We start from the raw sequence: 23,775 nt of genomic DNA, 5'->3' as shown, positions 1-23,775 counted from the left end.
GTTCCATAAAAACAACAGCGAGGTGAAAGCATGTCTGGCAATCGTGGTGTGGTGTATCTCGGCGCTGGCAAGGTCGAAGTACAGAAAATCGACTATCCGAAAATGCAGGATCCGCGCGGCAGGAAGATCGAGCACGGTGTCATCCTGCGTGTGGTTTCAACCAACATTTGCGGCTCCGACCAGCACATGGTGCGCGGCCGTACCACCGCTCAGGTCGGTCTGGTGCTGGGACACGAGATCACCGGTGAAGTGATCGAGAAGGGCAGCGACGTCGAAAGCCTGAAAATCGGCGATCTGGTCTCCGTTCCGTTCAACGTGGCTTGCGGGCGCTGCCGCTCCTGCAAGGAGCAACACACCGGCGTCTGCCTGACCGTCAACCCGGCCCGCGCCGGCGGTGCCTACGGTTACGTCGACATGGGCGACTGGACCGGCGGCCAGGCCGAATACGTGCTGGTGCCGTATGCCGACTTCAACCTGCTGAAACTGCCGGACCGCGACAAGGCCATGGAGAAAATCCGTGACCTGACCTGCCTCTCCGACATTCTGCCGACCGGTTACCACGGCGCCGTTACCGCGGGCGTCGGTCCGGGCAGCACCGTTTACATCGCGGGCGCAGGCCCGGTCGGCCTCGCCGCTGCCGCCTCCGCCCGTTTGCTCGGCGCTGCGGTGGTGATCGTCGGCGACGTCAACACCGTCCGCCTGGCCCACGCCAAGGCTCAGGGTTTTGAAATCGTCGACCTGTCGAAAGACACCCCGCTGCACGAACAGATCGCCGCGCTGCTGGGCGAGCCTGAAGTGGATTGCGCGGTGGACTGCGTCGGCTTCGAAGCCCGTGGTCATGGTCACGACGGCGTCAAATCCGAAGCCCCGGCCACTGTGCTCAACTCGCTGATGGGCGTGGTGCGCGTAGCTGGCAAGATCGGTATTCCGGGCCTGTACGTGACCGAAGATCCGGGTGCTGTGGACGCTGCCGCGAAAATGGGCAGCCTGAGCATCCGCTTTGGTCTGGGCTGGGCCAAATCCCACAGCTTCCACACCGGCCAGACCCCGGTGATGAAGTACAACCGCCAACTGATGCAGGCGATCATGTGGGACCGCATCAACATCGCCGAAGTGGTGGGCGTGCAGGTCATCAGCCTCGACCAGGCGCCGGAAGGTTACGGCGAGTTCGATGCGGGTGTGCCGAAGAAGTTTGTGATTGATCCGCATAAGTTGTTCAGTGCGGCGTAAGTTGCGCAGATGAAAAAGGGCAGCCCGTCGGGTTGCCCTTTCCCGTTGTATAGATTCATTGCGGTAAATAATTTTCACATCACTTGAACGCGCACTTCGTCACGTCGCTGTCTTTGGTCACGCAATCATCACCCTGCCAGTTCGAGCCAGCTGGTTGGATCGGGTTCCCGGTCTTGATGACCAATGACGCTCCGAGCAGTGAAGGTTTCTTTCCATCCTCGTACTGGCAGGCTGCTCTGGCAGTGGCTTGCTCTTTGTCCTTGAGACGGGCTGCTGTAAAAAACATTTTTTGAACATCAAACTGAGAGGCGGTGGCTGGATCGACCGTCACCGGAAACGTACCCTCCGGGGTAGTCACAACGAAATCGCCGTTGGACTTTTTTGTAATCGAAGTGGCGTTCGGGCAATCAGCATAAGCGGTGCTTGCGAGGGCGATACTCAGCAGCGCGGCAGCAAATGGTTTTTTTAACATCAGTTGTACTCCGACACGGTTATTGGAGTAGCCATACTCTCTGTCCGTTGTTTTCGCGACAACTGTCATATATGTCAGTCTTTAAGTTCTATTTGAAATAGTTGCTTCATAATTCAGAGGTTACTGATCTAAGCGCACGGCTAGCTGAATGTTTATAGACGGAAAATGATCTTTGCAGTCTGGAACATGCAGGAAGTCCCCCCGGTCAAACCGGCTGTTTGATCGTCTGTATCCGGGCGGTCTTCACGCCACAAGAGGATGTCCGAATGAAGATTTCACGCGGTTTTGCCCTGGCATCTTTCCTGGTCGGGCGGCGCAGGCAATCCTGGACCAGTCCCACAGCTTCCACACGGGGCAGACCACTGGTAATGAAGTACAACCGCCAACTGATGCAGGCAATCATGTGGGACCGCATCAACATTGCCGAAGTGGTGGGCGTGCAGGTCATCAGCCTCGACCAGGCGCCGGAAGGTTACGGCGAGTTCGATGCAGGCGTGCCGAAGAAGTTTGTGATTGATACGCACAAGTTGTTTAGTGCGGCGTAAACATATCCAAATGAAAAACGGCGCTCTTGAGCGCCGTTTTTTTTGATAGACAAGGGGGCGGTGCGGCAAATACCTTATTCGGGTTTCACATGTGCCGCCTGCATTCCTTTCTGCCCTTTTTCAGCGATGAAAGTGACTTTCTGTCCTTCTTTCAAAGTTCTGAATCCATCTATATCAATGGCTTTGTGATGAACAAAAAGGTCATCGCCTCCACCTTCTGGGGTTATGAAGCCAAATCCTTTTTCATCATTGAACCATTTGACTATACCCGGCTCTCTTTCGCCTGCCATGTTCGTGCTTCCTGTTTCTATTGATTGGTTAAAACTTCACAGTAAAAAAGCAGAAGCTTGGATGGGATTGGGTATTTCCTCTTCTTGAGCCAGTCTGATGTCGACTGCATAAAACTGGCCGTTATCACCACGCACAAGGTCATAAGTCACCTTCTGCCCCGCTTTGATGTGTTTGATGATCGGATCGTCCGGACTGATGCAGAAGATGATCGACGGGATGCCCGGATCAAGCAGTTCATTGCGCTGTACGCATTGCTTTTCCATCGCCGTATCTCCCATTTAAATGGCTGGCGCCTGCCCTTCACTGTTCCGATTCATTAATGCAACACCAATGTATTCCAGTCCCGAGGAGCTGTTAACTGTCATATCTGACAGGTTTTTAAATCCCTTCGGCATCAAATAATTACTTTTTATAAAGGGGAGAAATAACGGATTGCAGAAGTGGGTAACCATGCCTCACGCTTCCTTCACAAACAGGATGTGAATATCCAGTGCACGCCGGAACATGCTGCCGCCTGCTCGGTCAAACCGGCAGTTTGATCGCCTGTATCCAAGCGGTCTTCACGCCACAAGAGGATGTCTGAATGAAGATTTCACGCGGTTTTGCCCTGGCATCGCTCCTGACCCTGGCGGCAGGGCCGGTGTTTGCCGGTTTCAGTTTGAGTGACGTGGCCGGTGCGGTATCGGGCATGCAGGGTGGGGACAAGGCTGCCGCTGCGGCGCCGACGTCGGAAACCGCCGGTCTGTTGAGTGCCCTGAGCGCGCTGAACGTCACGCCGCAGCAAGCGGTCGGCGGCACCAGTGCCATGCTGGGGTTGGCGAAAAACCAGCTCAGCAACACGGATTATTCCGAGCTGGCCAAGGAAGTGCCGGGCATCGACAAACTGTCGGGCGGCAGCGGCAATCTGGCGGCGTTGAGCGGCTTGCTCGGCTCGTCCGGCAAGTCCGCCGGGCTGGAAAATGCGCTGGGCAACGTCAAGGACACCAATGACCTGAACAACGCCTTCGGTGCGTTGGGCATGGACAGCGGGATGGTCGGCCAGTTTGCCCCGATCCTATTGCAATACCTCGGTCAGCAGGGTGTCGGCGGTTCGCTGCTGCAAAGCCTGGGCAGCATCTGGGGCACCGGCACCAACGGTTGACTCAGCGGCGCTCGCCCTTGAGTTCGGCGATGCGCTGATCCTTGAGGGTCCAGAGCTGGTTGACCCAGTTCTGGACCTTCTCGCGAAACGCCGGATCGTTTTCGTAATCGCCCTGCCACAGGGTCGGGTCCAGTTCGCGGGTCTGGATGTCGACGATCACGCGTGGCACGTTGCCGCTGATCAGGTCCCAGAACCCCGGAATCTTCTGCTGTGGATAAACCACGGTCACATCGAGAATCGCGTCCAGCTGTTCGCCCATTGCCGCCAGTACGAACGCCACGCCGCCGGCCTTGGGCTTGAGCAGGTGGCTGAACGGTGACTGCTGCTGAGTGCTTTTCGCAGCGGTGTAACGCGTACCTTCCAGATAATTCACCACCGTCACCGGCTGGCGCTTGAACAGCTCGCAGGCGGCCTTGGTGATTTCCAGATCCTTGCCGGCCAGCTCCGGGTTCTTCGCCAGGAACGCCTTGGTGTAGCGCTTCATGAACGGGTAATCCAGCGCCCACCAGGCCAGGCCCAGGAACGGCACCCAGATCAGCTCTTTCTTGAGGAAGAACTTGAAGAACGGCGTGCGCCGGTTGAGAGTCTGGATCAGCGCCGGGATATCGACCCAGGACTGATGGTTGCTGATCACCAGGTAGGAAGTGTCGCTGCGCAGGTCTTCGCCGCCGCGAATATCCCATTGCGTGGGAATGCACAGGCGGAAGATCAGCTTGTCGATTTCCGCCCAGGTTTCGGCGATCCACATCACCGCCCACGAGGCATAGTCGCGAAAGCGCCCCGGCAGGATCAGCTTGAGCACGGCGAACACCATCAGCGGGCCGAACAATACCAGGGTGTTGGACAACAGCAGCAGGGTGACGAGACAGCCGGTGAGCAGGCGGCGCATAAGCAACTCTTGGAAAACGGATGGGCGCGCCATGATAAGTGGCTTCGGCCGGCAGGCCAAATCCGCCGGTGACGAATGTTTCACCTGTGGCGCGATAACCTGCCGGGAACGTTCATGCGAACAACGGTCTAAAATCTCGCGTCTGACGCCCCCATTTCCCAAGGAAGCCCCTTACGTGAAATCCCTCCTTGCACTGCTTTCCCTCGTCGCCCTGCCGGTGCTCGCCGCCGAACCGACCCTGTACGGTCGTTACGAATACATCGCGCTGCCGGAAATCGGCGGTGAAGTGCTCAAGGCCAAGATGGACACCGGCGCGCTGACCGCCTCGCTCTCGGCCAAGGACATCGAGACCTTCACCCGTGACGGCGAAGACTGGGTGCGTTTCCGCTTGGCCACCAAGGACGCCAGCAACAAGGTGTACGAACACAAGGTCGCGCGGATCAGCAAGATCAAGAGTCGCTCGGATGAAGAAGACGAGGGCGAAAGCACCGAAGTGGCCAAGCGCCCGGTGGTCGATCTGGAGCTGTGCCTGGGCGACGTCAAGCGTACCGTGGAGGTCAACCTGACCGACCGCAGCAACTTCAACTACCCGTTGCTGATCGGTGCCAAGGCCCTGCGCGAGTTCGGCGCGGCGGTGAACCCGGCTCGGCGCTTCACCGCCGACAAACCTGATTGCTGAAACAAGTGGTCTCATTGACGTAACGCCGGGCTTGGGGCACCGTTCGCGCACTTAACCCACAGGCTCGGACGCCATGCCTCATATCCTGATTGTCGAAGACGAAGCGGCGATTGCCGACACGCTGATTTTTGCCTTGCAGGGCGAGGGCTTCACCACGACCTGGCTGAGCCTGGGCGCGGCAGCGCTGGAGCATCAGCGCCAGACCCCGGCGGATCTGATCATCCTCGACATCGGCCTGCCGGACATCAGCGGCTTCGAAACCTGCAAGCAATTGCGTCGCTTCAGCGAGGTACCGGTGCTGTTCCTCAGCGCGCGCAACGCCGAGATCGACCGGGTGGTGGGCCTGGAAATCGGTGCCGATGATTATGTGGTCAAACCGTTCAGCCCACGGGAAGTGGCGGCGCGGGTCCGGGCGATTCTCAAGCGCATGGCGCCACGTCCGGTCATCGAAGCGTCCTCGGCGCTGTTTCGCATCGATCCCGAACGCGTGCAGATCAGCTATCGCGGCCAGCCTCTGAGCCTGACCCGCCACGAATTCCGTTTGTTGCAATGCCTGCTCGAACAACCCGAGCGGGTGTTCAGCCGCGAGCAATTGCTCGATGCGCTGGGGGTGGCGGCGGATGCCGGTTACGAGCGCAGCATCGACAGCCATATCAAAAGCGTGCGCGCCAAATTGCGTCTGGTGCGCGCCGAGGCCGAGCCGATCCAGACCCATCGCGGCCTCGGCTACAGCTACAGTCCGGGGCACAGCTGATGTCGCTGGGGCTGCGGATTTTCCTGGTGTACGTGCTGTTTATCGGCCTGACCGGGTATTTCGTGCTCAACACCGTGATGGAAGAAATCCGCCCCGGCGTGCGCCAGTCCACCGAAGAAACCCTGGTCGACACCGCCAACCTGATGGCGGAAATCCTGCGGGACGATTTCAAGGCCGGGACCCTCAACCAGAATCGCTGGCCCGAATTGCTCCGTGCCTATGGCGAGCGCCAGCCGAAGGCGACGATCTGGGGCCTGGCGAAAAACCAGGTCAACCACCGCATCTACGTCACTGACGCCAAGGGCATCGTGGTGCTGGACTCCAGCGGTCTGGCCGTCGGCCAGGACTACTCGCGCTGGAACGACGTCTACCTGACCCTGCGCGGCGAATACGGCGCACGCTCCAGCCGCAGTGACCCGAATGATCCGAATTCTTCAGTGATGCACGTCGGTGCGCCGATCCGCGACAACGGCGCGATCATCGGAGTGGTCACCGTGGCCAAACCCAACAGTTCACTGCAACCCTATGTCGATCGCACCGAACGGCGCTTGCTCGGTTACGGCGCCGGATTGATCGGCCTCGGCCTGCTGCTGGGCGCCGTGCTGTCGTGGTGGCTGAGCCGCGCGCTGCACCGCTTGACCGTGTACGCCCAGGCCGTGAGCGAGGGCCGTCGGGTGGCGGTGCCGCACTATCGCGGCGGCGAGCTGGAGCAGTTGGCGACCGCCGTGGAACAGATGCGTACCCAGCTCGAAGGCAAGGCCTACGTCGAACGTTATGTGCACACCCTGACCCATGAATTGAAGAGCCCGCTGGCGGCGATTCGCGGTGCCGCCGAGTTGTTGCAGGGCGAGATGCCGGCGGATCAGCGATTACGCTTTGTCGGCAACATCGACAGTGAAAGTGCCCGGATGCAGCAGTTGATCGAGCGCCTGCTCGATCTGGCTCAGGTGGAGCAGCGTCAGGACCTGGAAGAACGTGTCGCCGTACCGCTCGCGGCGTTGGTCGATGAAGTTTTGCAGGCACAGGCCGCACGGATTGAAGGGCGGCAACTGAGAATCGAACGGGCCATCCCCGCCGATCTGGCATTGCTCGGCGAGCCGTTTCTGCTGCGCCAGGCCTTGGGCAATCTGCTGGAAAACGCGCTGGATTTCACGCCACCCAAGGGCTTGCTGCGATTTGATGCAGAGCGGGTTGGCGACGAGATTGTGTTTCGCCTGTTCAACGAGGCCGCGCCCATCCCCGATTACGCGCTGATGCGTCTGACCGAGCGCTTTTATTCATTGCCGCGTCCTGACAGCGGGCGCAAAAGCACGGGGCTTGGGCTGAACTTCGTCGAGGAGGTGATCAAGCTGCACGGTGGTTCTCTGCGCATCGAGAACCTCGCAGGGGGCGTGCAGGTGCAATTGCACCTGCCGTGATTAGCCCGGTAATCCTTCGCCCGCTCAGGACGGCGTTGCCGCTTCGTTGATTCGAGCCTTGTTTCGGCGATGCGCCCATTGCAGCGCCGGTCGCTCGACCCAGTGCCAGGAGGCGATGGCCAGCACGATCACGATCAGCGCCGACAGCAGCATGGAGGGCACGAACGTCAGTGATGTCTTGTTGATCACCAACTGCTGTACGGGAAACGCATACAGGTAGATGCCGTAGGACAGGTCGAATCGACCCCGGATGGTGCGATCGACGTAGAGCAGGCCCACACTCAGGGTGGCCAGGCAGATGCTCAGGGTGACGACCACGCCGGCCACCGGTGTCCCGATTGCCAGTGAAGCAATCCCGATAAAGGCCAGCAGCATGATTGCCAATCGGCGTCTGTCGCCCAGCAATTGCTTGTAGAAGGCCAGCAGCGATCCGGCAAAAAACGCGATACCGGCACATCCATACACCGCGAGCTTCTGAGTCAGCGCTGTGGCAGGGCCGTTGCCCAGTACAAAGGTCGCCACGCAGAACAGCGCAAGCATCGCACCCGCTGCTGCCGCCCGTCGGTGCAGACTCAGCACCACCGCGACCAACAGATAAAAAGCGAATTCGATTTTCAGTGTCCAGAGGCTGCCGTTGAAGGATTCACTGAAGATAAACCCGTCAGTGACTGGCTCGATGCTCGCCCGACCGAACAGCGAGATACGCAGGAAGTCGATCAGGACGGCGGGGCTCGTCACATAGCCCTCGGCAAACAGCGCGCCGGCCACAAACGTCATGAGGAAGGCGCAAACGATCAGCGCCGGAAAGATCCGCGCGACACGTTTGCCCAGATAGTCAGCGAGGCCCTTGGCATTGAGGAAACTGTGGGTAATCAGCAAGCCGGAAATCGAAAAGAAGGCAATGACCGCAATGCCACCCAGTGAGTTGTAGCCAGAAATGCCCGGCTCCTGCAAACCGCTCAGGGCGAAGTGGTGGCTGACCAGCACCAATAACGCGGCCACGTGCCTGATCAGATCGAAAGAGTTGTTACGCAATCCAATAGTCCTTTGTTCCATTTGTCCGCCGGTGCCGGAAAAGTCGGGTGGCGGCTCCCGTGGAACAGCGTTTTACAGGTATTTCCACGTAAAGCCCACACAACCTCCATAACAAATCCATACAGCGTTTGCAGACTCGCTCCATTCCAACAAGGGAGCGTTCCGATGAACCGAAATCTGACATTCAAACTCGGGGCCATTGCCCTGCTGATCCTGGTATTGCTGGTGCCGCTGTTGATGATTGACGGCATCATCGACGATCGCCAGCAACTGCGCGACGGTGTGCTGGAAGACATTGCCAGAAGCTCAAGCTTCAGCCAGCAACTCAGCGGGCCGGTGATGGTTGTGCCGTATCGCAAAGTGGTGCGCACCTGGAAAACCAAAGAGAAAAGCGATGAGCGTTACCAGGAAATCGGCGAAGAACGTGGACGCCTGTATTTCCTCCCGGAGCGTTTTGAGCTCGACGGCCAGGTGCAGACCGAGCTGCGTGCCCGGGGCATTTACGAGGCGCGGCTGTTCCATGCCGACAACCGCATCAGTGGGCATTTCTCGCTGCCGGCGCAGTTGGGGATCAAGGAGGATTTTGCCGATTACAGCTTCGAAGCGCCGTTCCTGGCGGTCGGTATCAGTGACATTCGCGGGATTGAAAACGCGCTGAAGCTGGAACTGGGCGCGCAACGCCTGGACTTCGTGCCCGGTACTCAGGTTGGCTGGCTGGGCGAGGGTGTGCGAGTGACGCTGCCGGCGCTGGACACCAGCAAGACCACGGAACTGGCCTTCGGTTTCGACTTGCGCCTGCAAGGCACCGGTTCGTTGCAGGTGCTGCCGGTGGGCAAAACCAGCCGGGTAAACCTCGCCGCCAACTGGCCGCACCCAAGCTTCATCGGTAACTTCCTGCCGGCCAAACGCGAGATCAACGATCTGGGTTTTACCGCTGACTGGCAGACCTCGTTTTTCTCCACCAATTTGCAAGAAGCGATGAGCCGCTGCGTGTCGGGCAATGATTGTGAGGCGTTCAACGGGCGCAGTTTCGGCGTGAGCTTCATCGATCCGGTGGATCAGTATCTGAAGAGTGACCGGGCGATCAAATATGCGCTGCTGTTCATCGTCCTGACGTTCGCCGGTTTCTTCCTGTTCGAAGTGCTGAAAAGCCTGGCGGTGCACCCGGTGCAATACGCGCTGGTGGGTGTGGCGCTGGCGTTCTTTTATCTGTTGCTGCTGTCGTTGTCGGAGCACATCGGTTTTGCCTTGGCGTATCTGTTGTCGGCCAGCGGTTGTGTGCTGTTGATCGGGTTCTACGTCTGCCATGTGCTGCGCAGCGTGCGGCATGGCTTGAGTTTTTCGGCGGGGCTGGCGGCGTTGTACGGCTTGCTCTACGGCCTGCTGAGCGCCGAGGATTACGCGCTGCTGATGGGCTCGCTGCTGCTGTTCGGTCTGCTCGGTGTGTTCATGGTGCTGACCCGCAATCTGGACTGGTACGGGATCGGGCAGAAACCGGCCAAACCGCTGGAGTTCGATATCGGAGCGGTGCAATGAGCCGGTTCGTGGGGCTGCGTGAGGAGCAGCGGGAGGCCGAGTTGTTGATGACGCTGATCTTTGCCTCGCTGCCTCCCGCCCGGCACATCAAACCTTCGGCATCGTCGCAATCATCGACGGCCGCTGGCTCACTTCAAAGAACCAGTTGGCCAGTTGCGGATTGGCTTCACGCCAGCCCAGATCCGGGAAGCGCAGATCCAAGTAACCCAGCGCACAGGCCACGCTGATCGCGGCGACGTCAAAGTGGCAGGTCAGTTCGGCAATCGCGTCGCGTTCCAGCAGGGCGAGGGCGCGGCGGATCTTCTCGCGCTGGGCCTCGAGCCATTCGTCCCAGTGTTTTTCCGGGGCGCGCAGGGCCTGCTCGTAACGCACCATGACCGAGGCGTCCATGATCCCGTCGGCCATCGAGGCCAGGGTCAGGCGCCGCCAGCGGGCCGAGCCGTCGCGGGGGATCAGCGGGTTGCCGACGTGCTGGTGGTCGAGGTAGTCGAGGATCACCCGGCTGTCATGGATGACATTGCCGTCGGCCAGGCGCAGGGCCGGGATCTTGCCCAGCGGGTTGTCTTCGTTGAGGGCGGCGTCCGGGCTGACAGGGCTGAGCACGCAATCCTGCAGCGCGACGCGATCCTGCTGGCCGGTCTCGTGCAACAGCACCATGACTTTGCGCACGAACGGGGACAGGGTGTTGTGGAACAGGGTCATGCTGGGAGCGGACATGGGCATTCCTCGGCAGTCTTCAAAGTGCAAAGGCGTAGCCTAGTAAGTTCCGGCGTGGCTGGCGAGAGTTTGATAGCGTCTTTGCAGACGCCTTCGCGGGCAAGCCCGCTCCCACACGTTCTCGGGTGTTCACCGATCCCGTGAACACCGCGAACCCTGTGGGAACAGGCTTGCCCCGGGCGGCGATCCGACGAAGAGGCCAGTCCAGCCAATGCAAATCTCAGCGACGTTGCAGCAATCCGCGCAGAGCAATGGTGGCCGGAATGCCCAGACCCACCCAGCTCAGGCCATCCCAGATCCCGTCGCCCAGCAGCGCCGCGAACAGGCCCGCCGCACTCAGCAGCGCGATCACCAGCGGCGTGCTGAAGACTTTCCAGAAATTCGACTGACGCGGCTTCATGCAGCGGCCTCCGCCGTTTCCAACACCGGTTTCGCGGCCTTGCGCCGCACCACCCACAGGTACACGCCGCTGGCGAGGACGATGATGGTCAGCACGTCCAGCGTGGCCCAGAGGATTTTCATCGGCATGCCGCCGTAGTCACCAAAGTGCAGCGGCTGCGACATGCCCATGGCGTCCATGTACCACGGTCGCTCTGCCACCGCCGTGACTTGCAGGGTGCTGGCGTCGATCAGCACCGGGGTCAGCAGGTGCGAGGTCAGGTGGGTGCCGCCCTTCATGAACACCGAGTAATGGTGCTCGCTGGAGAAGCGCGTGCCGGGGAAGGCGATGAAGTCCGGTTTCATCCCCGGTGTGACGTCACTGGCAATTTCCAGCACATGGGTGGCCGGGGCCAGTTGCGTCAGGGGCGGGGCATCGCGGTAGGGCGCGATCAGGGTCGTCAGGGCTTCGGCCCGCCACGCGGCGATCAGCAGATCGGCGCAGGCGCTGATGACACCGGTCACGCCGACCACCAGCGCCCAGGTCAGGGTCACCACGCCGATCAGGTTATGCAGGTCGAGCCAGCGCAGGCGGGTGGATTTGTCCTGGCGCACGGTGCCGAACTTCAAGCGGCGCATGAACGGCAGGTACAACACCGTGCCGGACACGATCGCGACCACGAACAGCAAACCCATGAACGCCAGCAGCAGCTTGCCCGGCAGACCGGCGAACATGTCGACGTGCAGGCGCAGGATGAACAGCATCAGCCCACCGTTGGCCGACGGCATTTCCAGTGCTTCGCCGGTGCGCGCATCCAGCATGAAGGTGTGCGAGGAGTTGGGTTCGGTGCCGGCGGTCCTGGCCATGATCGTCAGCACGGCATTCGGTTCGTCGTCTTCGAAACCGAAGTACTGCACGACCTCGCCGGGCCGATGCTTCTCCGCCGCTTCGACCAGTTGCGCCAGGTTCAGATGCGGCGTGTCCGCCGGCATCACCCGCAACTCGGGCGCATCGCCCAGCAGGTGGTCGATCTCGTGATGGAAAATCAGCGGCAGGCCGGTCAGGGCCAGCAGCAGCAAAAACACGGTGCAGATCAGGCTGGTCCAGGTGTGGACGAAGGACCAGCGGCGAATTGTTTTACTTTTCATTTCATGACCTTCAAAAACACCCAAGCCGTCCACGAGGGACGGCCTGGTTGCAGGGCCTGTTCAGCTCAGGCGCTTACCACTTGTAAGTGGCGCTGGCGACGACGCTGCGCTGGTCGCCGTAGTAGCAGTAGAAGCTGTCGCAGGTGGAAATGTAATCCTTGTCCAGCAGGTTGGTGGCGTTGAGTGCCAGCGACGCGCCTTTGAGGCTGTTGTCCAGACGACCGAGGTCGTAATGCACGGCGGCGTCGAACACGGTGTAGGCGTCTGCCTTGCCCAGCCAGGTATTGGCTTTGTCGCCGTAGGTGTTGCCGGTGTAGCGCGCGCCGGCGCCGATGCCGAAGCCGTCGAGCACGCCGCTGTGCCAGGTGTAATCGGCCCACAGCGACGCTTGCTGGTTCGGCATCAGTTGCAGGCGGTTGCCCTTGTCGGCGCCGTTCTGCACTTCGGACTTGGCCAGGGTGTACGCGGCGATGACCTTCAGGTTGTCGGTAACGTCGGAGACGGCTTCCAGCTCCAGGCCTTTGACTTTGACTTCACCGGTCTGGCTGGTGATCGATACGCCGTTGACGAACGAGCTGACCGAGACGTTTTTCTGGGTCAGGTCATACACGGCCGCAGTCAGCAGGGTCTTGCTGCCCGGTGGCTGGTACTTGATGCCCAGTTCCCACTGCTTGCCTTCGGTGGGTTTGAGCGATTCGGTCGACGAGGCGTCGGCGCCAGTGGTCGGCTGGAATGATTCGGCGTAGGACAGGTACGGCACGAAACCGGAGTCGAAGACATAGCTGATCGCCGCGTTACCGCTGAACGCCTTGTCGCGCTGGGTGTTGGTGGCGTCACCCTTGTTGATGAATTGAGTGCTGGTATGCACCCAGTCTTCACGACCGCCCAGGGTCAGGCGCCATTGGTCCAGGGCCATTTGGTCCTGGACGTAGAGGCCGGTCTGGTAGGTCTTCTGGTTGTAGTCATAGAAGGCGGTGGAACGCGCCGGGCGCACGATCGGCTGACCATGGATCGGGTTGTTCACATTGATCTCCGGTGCGCTGCCGAAAATCGAGGTGTAGTTGGTGTTGCTGCGCTGGTGATCCAGGCCCAGCAACAGGGTGTGGCGGATGTCGCCGGTGGCGAAGTCGGCCTGGAAGTTGTTGTCCACGGCGAACTGGCTGATGTCCTCGTCGACGATGGTCGTGGTACGGCCGACGTTGCCGTCATTGTCCACTTGAGTGAACGGATACGAGCCAACGGTGATGCCCTGGAACGACAGATCCGACTTGGTGTAACGCAGGTTCTGCTTGAACTGCCAGGTATCGTTCAGGCGATGTTCGAAGGCATAGCCCAGCGCGTAGTAGGTGCGGTCGTAGTATTCCCAGTCCGGATCGCCGAGGTTCTTGTGATGGGAAACCTTGCCGAACGGCATGTCGATCTTGGTGCCCTGCACCGGCAGGAACTGGCTGGTGATGCCGGTATCGTCGCGGGTGAACTGGGTCAGCAGGGTGAATTTTGTGTCGTCGTCGATGTTCCAGGTCAGGCTCGGCGCGATGTTGTAGCGCTTGTTGTCGACGTGGTCGATCTGCGTGCCGCTGTCACGTACCACACCGCTGAGGCCGTAGAGAAACTGGCCGGCGTCGTCGATCTTGCCGGTGCTGGCGAAGTTGATCTGGCGGTGGTTGTCGCTGCCGTACTGCAACTGGATTTCGCTGCTCTGCACATCGCTCGGACGACGGCTGACCATGTCGAGCAGGCCGCCCGGCGGGGTCTGGCCGTACACCGACGAGGCCGGGCCGCGCAGCAGGGCGAGGCGGTCGAGGTTCCAGGTTTCCTGTTTCGGGTTGGCGTACACGCCTTTTGGCAGGGGCAGGCCGTCGAGGAACTGGGTCGGTTCGAAGCCGCGCACGCGCAGCCAGTCGGCGCGAGTGTCGCTGCCGTAGCTGCTGGCGGTGATGCCCGGCATGTAGCGCACGGCGTCATCAAGGCTGTGCACGCCTCGGTCTTCCATTTGCTGGCGCGTGGCGACCGAAATCGAACGCGGCGCTTCGACCAGCGCGGTGTCGGTCTTGGTGCCGGCGGCGGTGCGCGTGGCGGTGTAGCCTTCGACCGGGCCCCAGGCGCTTTCGAAGTTTTCCACGCCGATCACCGAGGTTTCCGGCAGGGCCATCGCGCCTTCCGGCACGGCGACCAGGGTGTAGGTGCCAGAGCCGCTCTGTTCCAGTTGCAGGCCGGTGCCACGCAGCGCCGCGCGCAGGGCGCCGGCCGCGTCATATTGGCCGGTGACCGGCGCCGAGGTCTTGCCCGCCGCCAGCGACGGGTTCAGCGACAGCGTCAGGCCGCCCTGGCTGGCGATTTGGTTCAGGGTGGTCGACAGCGGGGCCGCCGGCAGGTTGTAGGCGCGCACGCTCGATGCCTGTTCAGCGGCGATCAGTTGGCTGCTGGCCAGCGGGGTGCAGAGGGCAATGGCGACCGCCAGCAAACTGGGGCGCAACAAGGTGTCTAGCGAACGGGACATACGGCGGCTCCTGAATGGAAATATTTCTCAATTGCCTGTGTGCCGGACGAGATTCGAAAAGTGATAGGGCTGGATGAAAATAATTTCGATTAACGAACGACATGGCTGCGCAAGTCAGCAGAAAGTCCGTTTTCAGGGGTGTGGCAGGCGGCCAGTCGTGGGCAGGCAGTGCTGAATGTCAGGGCTTCGGATCAGCCTTGGCCACGGTTACCCACCATGGGGTGTGCTGCTCGATCTGCACCGGCAGGGTTGGCAGCAGGGCGTTCAGCGCCTTGTCGGTGTCGTGCAGCGGGAAGCTGCCGGTGATGCGCAGGTCGGCGACTTCCGGCGCAATGCCCAGATGGCCGCGACGATAGCGGCCAAGTTCATGCACCAGGTCTTCCAGGCGCGCGTTGTCCACCACCAGCATGCCGCGGGTCCAGGCATCGGCGCCGGGGTTGAGCGCCACCACCGAATCCAGACCGTTGTGGCGGATCAGCACTTGCTGGCCTTCGCGCAGGATCTGTTCCTGCGGATCGGATTGCGGATGCGCCGCCACCGCCGACTGCAGAACGCTCAGGCGCGTGCCGGCGTCTTCGCGCTTGACCAGAAACCGCGTGCCCAGGGCGCGCATGCTGCCCTCGGCGGTTTCGACGATGAATGGCCGCGCATCGCCGTGACCGGTTTCGACAAGGATTTCGCCTTCCTGCAACACGATCAGGCGTTGTTTTTCATCGAAACGGACATCCACCGCGCTGTGGGTATTGAGGTTGAGTACGGTGCCGTCGGCCAGGCGCACGGTGCGCTGTTCGCCGGTGGCGGTGCGTTGATCGGCGAGCCAGTAATCCAGCGGCAGATAACGTTCGCCGGCAAACAACGCCAGCCCGACCACCGCCACGACACTGGCCAGCCCGCTGCCCAGCTTGCGCACCCGGCGGCGGATACCTTCGCGCGATTGCAGCAACGCGTTGCGTGCCGGGCCCTTGGCCACGCTGAAACGCTGGTCGAGCATGCCCAACTGGCGCCAGGCGCGGGCGTGTTCTTCGTTGGCCGCGTGCCACTTTGCGAACTCTTCGCGCTCCAGTGGCGTGCTGGAATCGAGGGTCAATTGCCAGGCAATCGCCGCGTCCAGCACATGGGCCGGGACCGGTCTAGAACTGGCCGGGCTCATGTTGGCTCACCGTACAACGCGATGTAGCACTGTCGAATACCCTGGGCCAGGTACTGGCGTACGCGCGGGACCGACACGCCGAGTTTGTCGGCGATCTCGGCGTGGGTCAGGCCATCGAGGCGGTTATAGAGGAAAGCGGCGCGGGCCTTGGTCGACAGCTTGCCGAGCATGCGGTCGATGGCCTTGAGGTCTTCGAGGATCAGTTGCTGTTCTTCGACCGAGGGCTGTTCGCCCTCGGGGATCAGCATCAGTTCGGTCAGATACGCCTGTTCCAGCGCGGCCCTGCGGAAGTAGTCGAACAGCAACCCTTTGGCGATCGCCACCAGAAACGCCCGGGGTTCGCGGGGTGTCAGCAACTCGTCGCGGCCGAGCAGGCGGACGAAGGTGTCCTGGCTCAGGTCCTCGGCGCGTTGCGGGCAAGCCACGTTGCGCCGCAGCCAAGCCAGCAGCCAGCCGCGGTGGTCGCGATACAACGCACCGACGAGCTCACTGTGAGGGCTTTGGGCTGAAGACACGACGACACCGACTGGGAAGTGTTAACTAACGAGAATTGTTCGCGATTGTGGCAGAGGTGGGAATGGTTAGCAATTGGCCACCGGTCGGGTTGTCGGGCGACAACCCGGATTCAGAACGAATGCGTCTGCTGGCGGCGTTTCCACTGACTCAGGCGTTGCTGCAGATTCAGCGGACTGTGGATCTGCTGCTGGCGTGCCCGGCTGAACAGGATCAGCGCCAGTTCCGCCGTGGCCAGAGCATCGGCGCTCGCATGGTGACGTTCGAACACTTCGAGCTTGAACCAGTCGATCCACTCGTCCAGCCCCGCCTCGCGAATGTGCGCCTGGGGGCAAACCAGCGGGGCGATCTGCGCCACATCGAGGAACACCGTCTGCAACTTGTGCCCCAGATGTTCCTTCAATGCGCGCCCGAGCATGTGCTGGTCGAAGGAGGCGTGAAACGCCAGCACCGGACTGTCGCCGATAAACTCCAGCAGCTCGACCAGGGCTTCGGTGGGCTCGCTGCCGGCGGCAATCGCGCTCGGTGCCAGACCGTGAATCAACACGCTCGGGCCGAGTTTCAGCTCGCGGCATTGCAGGGTGCGTTCGAACTGCTGACTGAAGTCGATCGCTCCGTCCTCGATCACCACCGCGCCGATCGACAGCACCCGGTCCTTGTTCAGGTTCAGCCCGGTGGTTTCCAGATCCAGCACCACCCAACGCTGTTCGCGCAGACTGCACTCGCGCAGCTCGCCGATGGCCGGGAGTTTCGTCAGGCGTTGTTGCAGGTCGTGCGGCACAACGGGGCTGGCCGGGCGCAGCCACGAAAACAGGCTCATAGCTGATACCGCAAGGTCAGGCTGCTTTGCAGGCGCTGGGCCTGGCGCAGGGATTCACGCAGGATGCGCCGGTCCAGATGATTGAGGCTGTCGGGATCGACCCGGTTCGAGTACGGCAGGTTTTCCCGGGTCTGCAGTTGATGCTGCTGCATGCGCGTCTGCTGGATGAAGTGATAGGCCTCTTCGTACGCGGCGCCATCCAGCCGGTCGATGACTTCTTTATCCACCAGTTGGCGAAAGCGTTCGAGGGTGTTGTTGGCGTCGATGCCATGGGCCAGTGCGAGCAAACGTGCGCCGTCGACAAAGGGGGTCAGGCCCTGGATTTTCAGGTCAAGCGTGGCTTTCTCGCCGTTCTTGCGGGTCAGCACGAACTCACGGAATCGCCCAACCGGCGGACGGTTGCGCAAGGCGTTCTCGGCCATCATTCGCTGGAACAGACGATTGTCGCCGACCTGATCGAGAATCCCGCGGCGCAATTGCTCGCAGCCCTGTTCATCACCCCAGACCACGCGCAGGTCGAAATAGATGCTGGAGCCCAACAGGTTCTCCGGCGTCGCCTCGCGAATGAACGCGGCAAAGCGTCGGGCCCATTCGGCGCGGGACAGGCACAGCTGCGGATTGCCGGCCATGACGTTGCCCTTGCACAGGGTGAAACCGCATTGCGCCAGGCTGGTATTGATCTGCTGGGCGATGGGCAGCAGCTTGCCGCGAATCTCCGCCGCATGGGCCGCATCCCGCGCGTCGAACAGAATGCCGTTGTCCTGATCGGTGTGCAGAGTCTGCTCGCGCCGGCCTTCGCTGCCGAAGCACAGCCAACTGAACGGTACGCCGGGGTCGCCTTTTTCGGCAAGGGTCAGTTCGATTATCCGGCACACGGTGTGATCGTTGAGCAGGGTGATGATGTGGGTGATCTGGGTCGACGAGGCACCGTGAGCCAGCATGCGCTCCACCAGTTGGCCGATCTCGCCGCGCAGGGTCACCAGCTGTTCGACCCGTTGGGCGCTGCGAATGGTCCGCGCCAGGTGCACCAGATCGACCCGTTGCAGCGAGAACAGATCCCGTTCGGAAACCACGCCGCACAGGCGTCGATCCTTGACCAGACACACGTGGGCGATATGCCGCTCGGTCATGGCAATCGCCGCGTCGAAGGCGCTGTGATCCGGCGACAGATGGAACGGCGAGCGGGTCATGTGACGCTCGATCGGCTCGCTGAAGTCGCCAACTCCTTCCGCCACGACATGGCGCAGGTCGCGCAGGGTGAAAATCCCCAGCGGTGCCTTTTGCTCGTCCACCGCGACGATGCTGCCGACCTGCTGTTCGTGCATCAGCTTCACCGCTTCGCGCAGTGGGGTGGAGGGGTTGCAGGTCACCGGATGGCGCATGGCCAATTCGCCGAGACGGGTGTTCAGCGAGTATTGGGTGCCGAGGGTTTCCACGGCTTTCTGCTGGACTTGCTGATTGACCTGATCCAGCAGGCTGCTGACTCCGCGCAGGGCGAAGTCGCGGAAGGTGCTGGAAAGGGCGAACAGCTTGATGAACGCCAGTTTGTTCAGTTGCAGGCAGAAGGTGTCTTCGCCGGCCAGGTGTTCGGTGCGGGTCGCCCGTTCGCCGAGCAGCGCAGCGAGGGGAAAACACTCGCCGGTGGTGATTTCAAACGTGGTTTCGGTGCCGCCCTTGGCCGTGTGCGGACGCTCGCCGACCACTCGGCCCTGCTTGACGATATAGAAGTGTTCGACCGGCCCGTCGGCGGGTTTGATGATGCTTTCGCCCTGACCGTAGAAGCGCAGCTGGCATTGCTCCACCAGGTAGGCCAGGTGGGCGTGTTCCATTTGATTGAAAGGGGGGAAGCGCTGGAGGAATTGCAAAGTGCCCTGAATGTTCTGCAACACCGCGGTTTTCCCTGCCTGGGTGAAGGCGTCCGCTTTACTCATAACCATTACCGCAGTCTTTTTCGAATTGTTGTTGTCGGATCGTTGCAGCCATGGTCGACCCCATCGCGCGGGGTGCCCATTGGACGTAAGTCTAGGTTGGGCATGCCGTTGGGGAATTTTCGGATATGCCCTACAAAATCAGTCGGAAATTCTTCGGTTCGCCCCTTGGAAAAAAATCCGACGAAGTGCACATTGAAGCTCTGCCCAGCGATGTCTGACCACTGTGCCAGGGGATCGAATTGAAAACGTAGAGAACGCCATGTCCGACCACGATATTTTGAGCGACGCCGAGCGCGAAGCGCTCAGCGCTGTAATGCTCGAACCCGATCTGCCACCGCAGCGCGTATTGATCGTCGATGACGACAAGGACGCCCGGGAGCTGTTGTCGGAGATTCTCGGGTTGGACGGTATTCGTTGCATGACCGCGGCCAGCGGTGAGTCCGCGCTGAAGATGCTCGAGGAAAGGCCCTCCATCGGCCTGGTGATCACCGATCTGCGGATGGGCAATGTCGATGGGCTGGACCTGATTCGTCAGGTGCGTGAATCGGTACGGGCGGCGATGCCGATCATCATTGTTTCGGGCGATGCCGACGTGAAGGACGCGATCGCGGCGATGCATTTGAGTGTGGTGGATTTCCTGCTCAAACCGATCGATACCGCCAAGTTGCTCGGTCTCGTCAGACATGAACTGGGGATCGAGCCCTGAATCGGCTATGTTCGTTTTGGTATTGCCGTTGATCTGAAATCATTGTCAACTGTCAGTTCTGACAGTAGCCATACACTTCCGAAACTCCGTTAACTGAGCGCTCCAGGGCTGACAATCAGTCAGCGCCTAAAACCCGGTTAAAGGAGTTTGTCATGAGTACCCAGGATTCCGCATCGCCGAAAGTGACCGTAACAGGTACTTTTCTGGTTTATGTAGGGGATGAGCCGCCACGCAAGTTTGAAGTGGAAGACGGCATCGCCTATCTATCGTATGCAACGCTCAATGGTGAATGGCCTGAAAGTGTCTTTGTCCAATACGGCTCTGCTCTGCCTGACGGTACGCACACCATAGATTACGCAGCGCAGCCCGGTCAACGGCTGGACTATCGTGATCCCGAAGGTACTGAACATTTCGGTCCGAAAAGTGGCAAGCTCACGGTAATCGTCGAGCGTCCTCCGTTCGGTGGGGACTTCAAACATCACGGTACGCTGGAGAACGTAACGTTTTCGGACAGTGTTCCGATTGTCAAAATCTCCGGCAGCTATACGGCTTCGTCCGATTGATGTTTATCACAAACAAAAAAGCCCTGACCAAAAGATCAGGGCTTTTTCATGTCCGGCATCCGCGAAGGTTACAGGCCGTTGGCAGCCTTGAACTCGCGACGACGACGGTGCAGAACCGGCTCGGTGTAACCGTTCGGCTGTTTGGTGCCCTCGATCACCAGTTCGACTGCCGCCTGGAAGGCGATGTTGCTGTCGAAGTTCGGGGCTAGCGGGCGGTACAGCGGGTCGTTGGCGTTCTGACGGTCCACCACCGGCGCCATGCGCTTGAGGCTTTCCATCACTTGCGCTTCGGTTACCACACCGTGACGCAGCCAGTTGGCGATGTGCTGGCTGGAGATACGCAGCGTTGCACGGTCTTCCATCAGGCCGACGTCGTTGATGTCCGGCACTTTCGAGCAGCCCACGCCCTGATCGATCCAGCGCACCACGTAACCGAGAATGCCCTGGGCGTTGTTGTCCAGTTCGTTCTTGATCTGCTCCGGGGTCCAGTTCGGGTTGACCGCCAGCGGGATGGTCAGGATGTCATCGACCGAAGCGCGGGCGCGTTTGGCCAGCTCGGCCTGACGGGCGAACACGTCGACCTTGTGGTAGTGCAGCGCGTGCAGCGCAGCGGCGGTCGGCGACGGAACCCAGGCAGTGTTGGCGCCGGCCAGCGGGTGAGCGATTTTCTGTTCGAGCATCGCCGCCATCAGGTCGGGCATCGCCCACATGCCTTTACCGATTTGCGCACGACCTTGCAGGCCGGTGCTCAGACCGATATCGACGTTCCAGTTTTCGTAGGCGCCGATCCACTTCTCGGCCTTCATGTCAGCCTTGCGAACCACCGGGCCGGCTTCCATGGAGGTGTGGATTTCGTCGCCGGTGCGGTCGAGGAAGCCGGTGTTGATGAACACCACGCGCTCGCTGGCAGCCTGGATGCAGGCCTTGAGGTTGACCGTGGTGCGGCGCTCCTCGTCCATGATCCCGACTTTCAGGGTGTTGCGTTTTAGGCCCAGCACGTCTTCGATGCGACCGAACAGCTCGTTGGTGAACGCCGCCTCTTCCGGGCCGTGCATCTTCGGCTTGACGATGTACACGGAACCGGTGCGGGTGTTCTTGCGCGAAGTGTTGCCGTTCAGGTTGTGCATCGCCGCGAGGCAAGTCACCAGACCGTCGAGGATGCCTTCCGGCACTTCGTTGCCGTGCTTGTCGAGGATCGCGTCGATGGTCATCAGGTGACCGACGTTGCGCACGAACAGCAGCGAGCGGCCGTGCAGGGTCAGTTCGCTACCGTCGACCTTGGTGTAGGTACGATCCGGGTTCATGGTGCGGGTGAAGGTCTGGCCGCCCTTGGACACGGATTCCGCCAGATCGCCCTTCATCAGGCCGAGCCAGTTGCGGTAGATCACCACTTTATCGTCGGCATCGACAGCAGCCACGGAGTCTTCGCAGTCCATGATGGTGGTCAGGGCCGCTTCCATCAGGATGTCTTTGACGCCGGCGGCATCGGTCTGGCCGACCGGGGTGCTGGCGTCGATCTGGATCTCGAAATGCAGGCCGTTGTTTTTCAGCAGAATCGCGATCGGCGCATTGGCGTCGCCCTGGAAACCGATCAGCTGTGCGTCGTTGCGCAGGCCGCTGGTGCTGCCGCCCTTGAGGGTGACGACCAGTTTGCCGTCAGCGATCTTGTAGCCGGTGGAATCGACGTGGGAGCCGGTCGCCAGTGGCGCGGCTTCGTCGAGAAATGCACGGGCGAAGGCGATGACTTTGTCGCCACGCACCTTGTTGTAGCCTTTGCCTTTTTCCGCGCCGCCGGCTTCGCTGATGGCATCGGTGCCATACAGGGCGTCGTACAGCGAACCCCAGCGGGCGTTCGAGGCGTTGAGGGCGAAGCGGGCGTTCATCACCGGCACCACGAGTTGCGGGCCGGCGGTACGGGCGATTTCGTCATCGACGTTTTGCGTCGTTGCCTGGAAATCAGCCGCTTCTGGCAGCAGATAACCGATCTCTTGCAGGAAGGCTTTATAGGCCACGGCGTCGTGGGGCTGACCGGCACGGCTCTGGTGCCAGCCATCGATACGAGCCTGGAAGTCATCGCGTTTGGCGAGTAGGGCTTTGTTCTTCGGCGCCAGGTCGTGAATGACCTTGTCGGCACCTTCCCAGAATTTGTCGGCGGTGAGGCCGGTACCGGGAATGGCTTCGTTGTTCACGAAGTCGAACAGGACTTTGGCGACCTGCAGGCCACCGACTTGAACGTGTTCAGTCATTGCTTGCCTCACTCTGCTCAGCTATTTCGCTTTTCAGCTCGTCAATTTAACAATGAAGCCTCTGGCCATTTAAACCACAAACCCTTCGACCAGTACATGCCATCGCTGGCGGCTGGGTTGGGACCAATCAACGGCTTGGGGGCCTTGCTGACGGGGCTTTCAGGGTTGCGAACGTGCCTTGGGCAGACATCGATCCAGCGTTATGTAGTGCGCGCTGCGGCATACTACATGATGAGTTGCGGTTGTGAAAATCGGACTAATTACGTCGTTCTGCGACCCCATGACGCATTGCGGTCACGGCGCGGAACGGGATGTTCTCAAAAAACCAATGGATTGTTCCAGTTAAATATAAAAAGTTGTACACGATTTGTGACTTCGAGCGTCTGAGGCGTCTGTAGAACGCTTGCCTATACTTGCTTTTCTATAACAAAAGTCATGACAAGAGGGCTGCGCCATGGATCACCTCGTACTCACCGTCTTCGCACCGGACAAGCCCGGGCAGGTCGAGCGCATCGCCCAATGCATCGCCGAACACGGCGGCAACTGGCTGGAAAGCCGCCTGTCGTGCATGGCCGGGCAGTTCGCCGGGATCCTGCGGGTCGGCGTGCCGGCGGAGGCTTACGACGAATTAGTCGATGCCTTACAAGCACTGTCGGCACAGGGCATTCGCGTGTTGGTGGCGGAAAGCGGTATCGAACAGGCCTGCACCTGGAAACCGATCGCCATGGAGTTGGTGGGCAATGATCGTCCCGGCATCGTGCGCGACATTACTCGGTTGCTGAGCGAGCAGGGCGTCAACCTCGAACGGCTGGTGACCGAAGTACGACCGGCGCCGATGAGCAGCGAGCCGCTGTTCCACGCCGAGGCGATCCTGGCAGTGCCGCTGACCCTGTCGCTGGACGTGCTGCAATCGCGCCTGGAAACCCTGGCCGATGACTTGATGGTCGAACTGGTGCTGCGCACCGACCTGTGAAGACGGATCTGGTTATCCAGTTTAAACGTGCACCTGCCTGTGGATAACCTGTAGAGACCGGACGCCAGGCCACGTCCGCTGTGGCTTGGCGAAAATTGATCAAAAAACCGTCGGCATTCAGTGACTTGCGCACAAACGG

At 60.7% G+C, this 23,775-nt stretch carries 23 protein-coding genes and 1 pseudogene; 10 read left to right on the top strand and 14 right to left on the bottom strand.

Annotation, left to right across the window (positions count from 1 at the left end; genetic code table 11):
- The first annotated feature begins 30 nt into the window (after nucleotides 1-30).
- A complete protein-coding gene (gene fdhA / locus CAG25_RS22355) occupies nucleotides 31-1,230 on the top strand; it encodes a formaldehyde dehydrogenase, glutathione-independent (RefSeq protein WP_085612977.1) in 1,200 nt (399 codons plus the stop codon).
- A gap of 79 nt (nucleotides 1,231-1,309) precedes the next feature.
- Here fdhA and CAG25_RS22350 read toward each other — a convergent pair whose 3' ends face one another.
- The gene (locus CAG25_RS22350) at nucleotides 1,310-1,771 is read right to left on the bottom strand and encodes a hypothetical protein (RefSeq protein WP_256575406.1); all 462 of its coding nucleotides are present in this window, start codon (nucleotides 1,769-1,771) and stop codon (nucleotides 1,310-1,312) included.
- Nucleotides 1,772-2,033: 262 nt separating this feature from the next.
- Here CAG25_RS22350 and CAG25_RS22345 point away from each other — a divergent pair.
- Nucleotides 2,034-2,247, top strand: a pseudogene (locus tag CAG25_RS22345) (formaldehyde dehydrogenase, glutathione-independent); the annotation flags it as partial.
- 74 nt (nucleotides 2,248-2,321) lie between these two features.
- On the opposite strand, the gene CAG25_RS22340 reads toward CAG25_RS22345, so the two are convergent.
- Both CAG25_RS22340 and CAG25_RS22335 read right to left on the bottom strand, forming a co-directional pair.
- Nucleotides 2,322-2,537, bottom strand: coding sequence for a cold-shock protein (locus CAG25_RS22340; RefSeq protein WP_085612976.1), 216 nt, complete (start codon nucleotides 2,535-2,537; stop codon nucleotides 2,322-2,324).
- Nucleotides 2,538-2,573: 36 nt separating this feature from the next.
- Complete coding sequence (locus CAG25_RS22335; protein ID WP_085612975.1) at nucleotides 2,574-2,801, bottom strand: hypothetical protein; 228 nt, start codon at nucleotides 2,799-2,801, stop codon at nucleotides 2,574-2,576.
- A 320-nt stretch (nucleotides 2,802-3,121) separates the two neighbouring features.
- Here CAG25_RS22335 and CAG25_RS22330 point away from each other — a divergent pair, with 320 nt between their 5' ends.
- Nucleotides 3,122-3,679 carry a DUF2780 domain-containing protein gene (locus CAG25_RS22330; protein ID WP_085612974.1) on the top strand — a complete coding sequence of 186 codons (558 nt, stop codon included), beginning with the start codon at nucleotides 3,122-3,124 and terminating at the stop codon, nucleotides 3,677-3,679.
- A gap of 1 nt (nucleotide 3,680) precedes the next feature.
- Here the strand turns inward: CAG25_RS22330 and CAG25_RS22325 are convergent, their stop codons facing one another.
- Nucleotides 3,681-4,568: an acyltransferase gene (locus CAG25_RS22325; RefSeq protein WP_085612973.1), complete on the bottom strand. Its 888-nt coding sequence runs from the start codon at nucleotides 4,566-4,568 to the stop codon at nucleotides 3,681-3,683.
- A 175-nt stretch (nucleotides 4,569-4,743) separates the two neighbouring features.
- Between CAG25_RS22325 and CAG25_RS22320 the strand changes: the two genes are divergently transcribed.
- The 3 genes from CAG25_RS22320 to creC all read left to right on the top strand — a co-directional run bounded on the left by CAG25_RS22320 (nucleotide 4,744) and on the right by creC (nucleotide 7,419).
- Complete coding sequence (locus tag CAG25_RS22320; RefSeq protein WP_064599935.1) at nucleotides 4,744-5,247, top strand: ATP-dependent zinc protease; 504 nt, start codon at nucleotides 4,744-4,746, stop codon at nucleotides 5,245-5,247.
- A gap of 73 nt (nucleotides 5,248-5,320) precedes the next feature.
- On the top strand, nucleotides 5,321-6,001 hold the full coding sequence (gene creB, locus CAG25_RS22315; protein ID WP_007959816.1) for a two-component system response regulator CreB: 681 nt from the start codon (nucleotides 5,321-5,323) through the stop codon (nucleotides 5,999-6,001).
- Nucleotides 6,001-7,419: a two-component system sensor histidine kinase CreC gene (gene creC / locus CAG25_RS22310; protein ID WP_085612972.1), complete on the top strand. Its 1,419-nt coding sequence runs from the start codon at nucleotides 6,001-6,003 to the stop codon at nucleotides 7,417-7,419. Before creB ends, creC begins: the two co-directional genes overlap by 1 nt.
- Before the next feature lie 24 nt (nucleotides 7,420-7,443).
- Here creC and CAG25_RS22305 read toward each other — a convergent pair whose 3' ends face one another.
- Complete coding sequence (locus tag CAG25_RS22305; protein WP_085612971.1) at nucleotides 7,444-8,454, bottom strand: acyltransferase; 1,011 nt, start codon at nucleotides 8,452-8,454, stop codon at nucleotides 7,444-7,446.
- Nucleotides 8,455-8,619: 165 nt separating this feature from the next.
- On the opposite strand from CAG25_RS22305, the gene creD reads away from it, so the two are divergent.
- The gene (gene creD / locus CAG25_RS22300) at nucleotides 8,620-9,990 is read left to right on the top strand and encodes a cell envelope integrity protein CreD (RefSeq protein ID WP_085612970.1); all 1,371 of its coding nucleotides are present in this window, start codon (nucleotides 8,620-8,622) and stop codon (nucleotides 9,988-9,990) included.
- Between the two features lie 87 nt (nucleotides 9,991-10,077).
- Here the strand turns inward: creD and CAG25_RS22295 are convergent, their stop codons facing one another.
- From CAG25_RS22295 to CAG25_RS22260, 8 genes are all read right to left on the bottom strand, one after another.
- Nucleotides 10,078-10,707, bottom strand: a complete 630-nt coding sequence (locus CAG25_RS22295) for a glutathione S-transferase (RefSeq protein WP_085612969.1) — start codon at nucleotides 10,705-10,707, stop codon at nucleotides 10,078-10,080.
- Nucleotides 10,708-10,927: 220 nt separating this feature from the next.
- A complete protein-coding gene (locus tag CAG25_RS22290; RefSeq protein WP_011336259.1) occupies nucleotides 10,928-11,107 on the bottom strand; it encodes a hypothetical protein in 180 nt (59 codons plus the stop codon).
- Complete coding sequence (locus tag CAG25_RS22285; protein ID WP_085612968.1) at nucleotides 11,104-12,234, bottom strand: PepSY domain-containing protein; 1,131 nt, start codon at nucleotides 12,232-12,234, stop codon at nucleotides 11,104-11,106. The genes CAG25_RS22290 and CAG25_RS22285 overlap by 4 nt, the downstream gene beginning before the upstream one ends.
- A 73-nt stretch (nucleotides 12,235-12,307) precedes the next feature.
- Entirely contained in the window at nucleotides 12,308-14,734 is a 2,427-nt protein-coding gene (locus CAG25_RS22280; protein ID WP_085612967.1) for a TonB-dependent siderophore receptor, read from the bottom strand.
- A 178-nt stretch (nucleotides 14,735-14,912) separates the two neighbouring features.
- Nucleotides 14,913-15,884 (bottom strand): FecR domain-containing protein, encoded by a 972-nt coding sequence (locus CAG25_RS22275; protein WP_085612966.1) that lies wholly within the window; start codon nucleotides 15,882-15,884, stop codon nucleotides 14,913-14,915.
- A complete protein-coding gene (locus tag CAG25_RS22270; protein WP_039768032.1) occupies nucleotides 15,881-16,399 on the bottom strand; it encodes an RNA polymerase sigma factor in 519 nt (172 codons plus the stop codon). Before CAG25_RS22270 ends, CAG25_RS22275 begins: the two co-directional genes overlap by 4 nt.
- 110 nt (nucleotides 16,400-16,509) lie before the next feature.
- Nucleotides 16,510-17,217, bottom strand: coding sequence for a PolC-type DNA polymerase III (locus CAG25_RS22265; RefSeq protein ID WP_085612965.1), 708 nt, complete (start codon nucleotides 17,215-17,217; stop codon nucleotides 16,510-16,512).
- A complete protein-coding gene (locus CAG25_RS22260; protein ID WP_085612964.1) occupies nucleotides 17,214-19,154 on the bottom strand; it encodes a putative nucleotidyltransferase substrate binding domain-containing protein in 1,941 nt (646 codons plus the stop codon). Before CAG25_RS22260 ends, CAG25_RS22265 begins: the two co-directional genes overlap by 4 nt.
- 253 nt (nucleotides 19,155-19,407) lie before the next feature.
- Here CAG25_RS22260 and CAG25_RS22255 point away from each other — a divergent pair, with 253 nt between their 5' ends.
- Together CAG25_RS22255 and CAG25_RS22250 are read left to right on the top strand one after the other, a co-directional pair.
- Nucleotides 19,408-19,854 (top strand): response regulator, encoded by a 447-nt coding sequence (locus tag CAG25_RS22255; protein WP_064599912.1) that lies wholly within the window; start codon nucleotides 19,408-19,410, stop codon nucleotides 19,852-19,854.
- Between the two features lie 152 nt (nucleotides 19,855-20,006).
- The gene (locus CAG25_RS22250; protein ID WP_085612963.1) at nucleotides 20,007-20,417 is read left to right on the top strand and encodes a hypothetical protein; all 411 of its coding nucleotides are present in this window, start codon (nucleotides 20,007-20,009) and stop codon (nucleotides 20,415-20,417) included.
- 68 nt (nucleotides 20,418-20,485) lie between these two features.
- Here CAG25_RS22250 and CAG25_RS22245 read toward each other — a convergent pair whose 3' ends face one another.
- Complete coding sequence (locus CAG25_RS22245; protein ID WP_074692165.1) at nucleotides 20,486-22,663, bottom strand: malate synthase G; 2,178 nt, start codon at nucleotides 22,661-22,663, stop codon at nucleotides 20,486-20,488.
- Nucleotides 22,664-23,117: 454 nt separating this feature from the next.
- On the opposite strand from CAG25_RS22245, the gene CAG25_RS22240 reads away from it, so the two are divergent.
- A complete protein-coding gene (locus CAG25_RS22240) occupies nucleotides 23,118-23,636 on the top strand; it encodes a glycine cleavage system protein R (RefSeq protein WP_085612962.1) in 519 nt (172 codons plus the stop codon).
- Nucleotides 23,637-23,775: the final 139 nt, after the last annotated feature.

Origin of the sequence: Pseudomonas sp. B16(2017) (assembly GCF_002113205.1) — a bacterium.
Classification (GTDB): Bacteria; Pseudomonadota; Gammaproteobacteria; order Pseudomonadales; family Pseudomonadaceae; genus Aquipseudomonas; species Aquipseudomonas pharyngis.
This window is presented reverse-complemented; position numbering and strand designations above follow the sequence as displayed.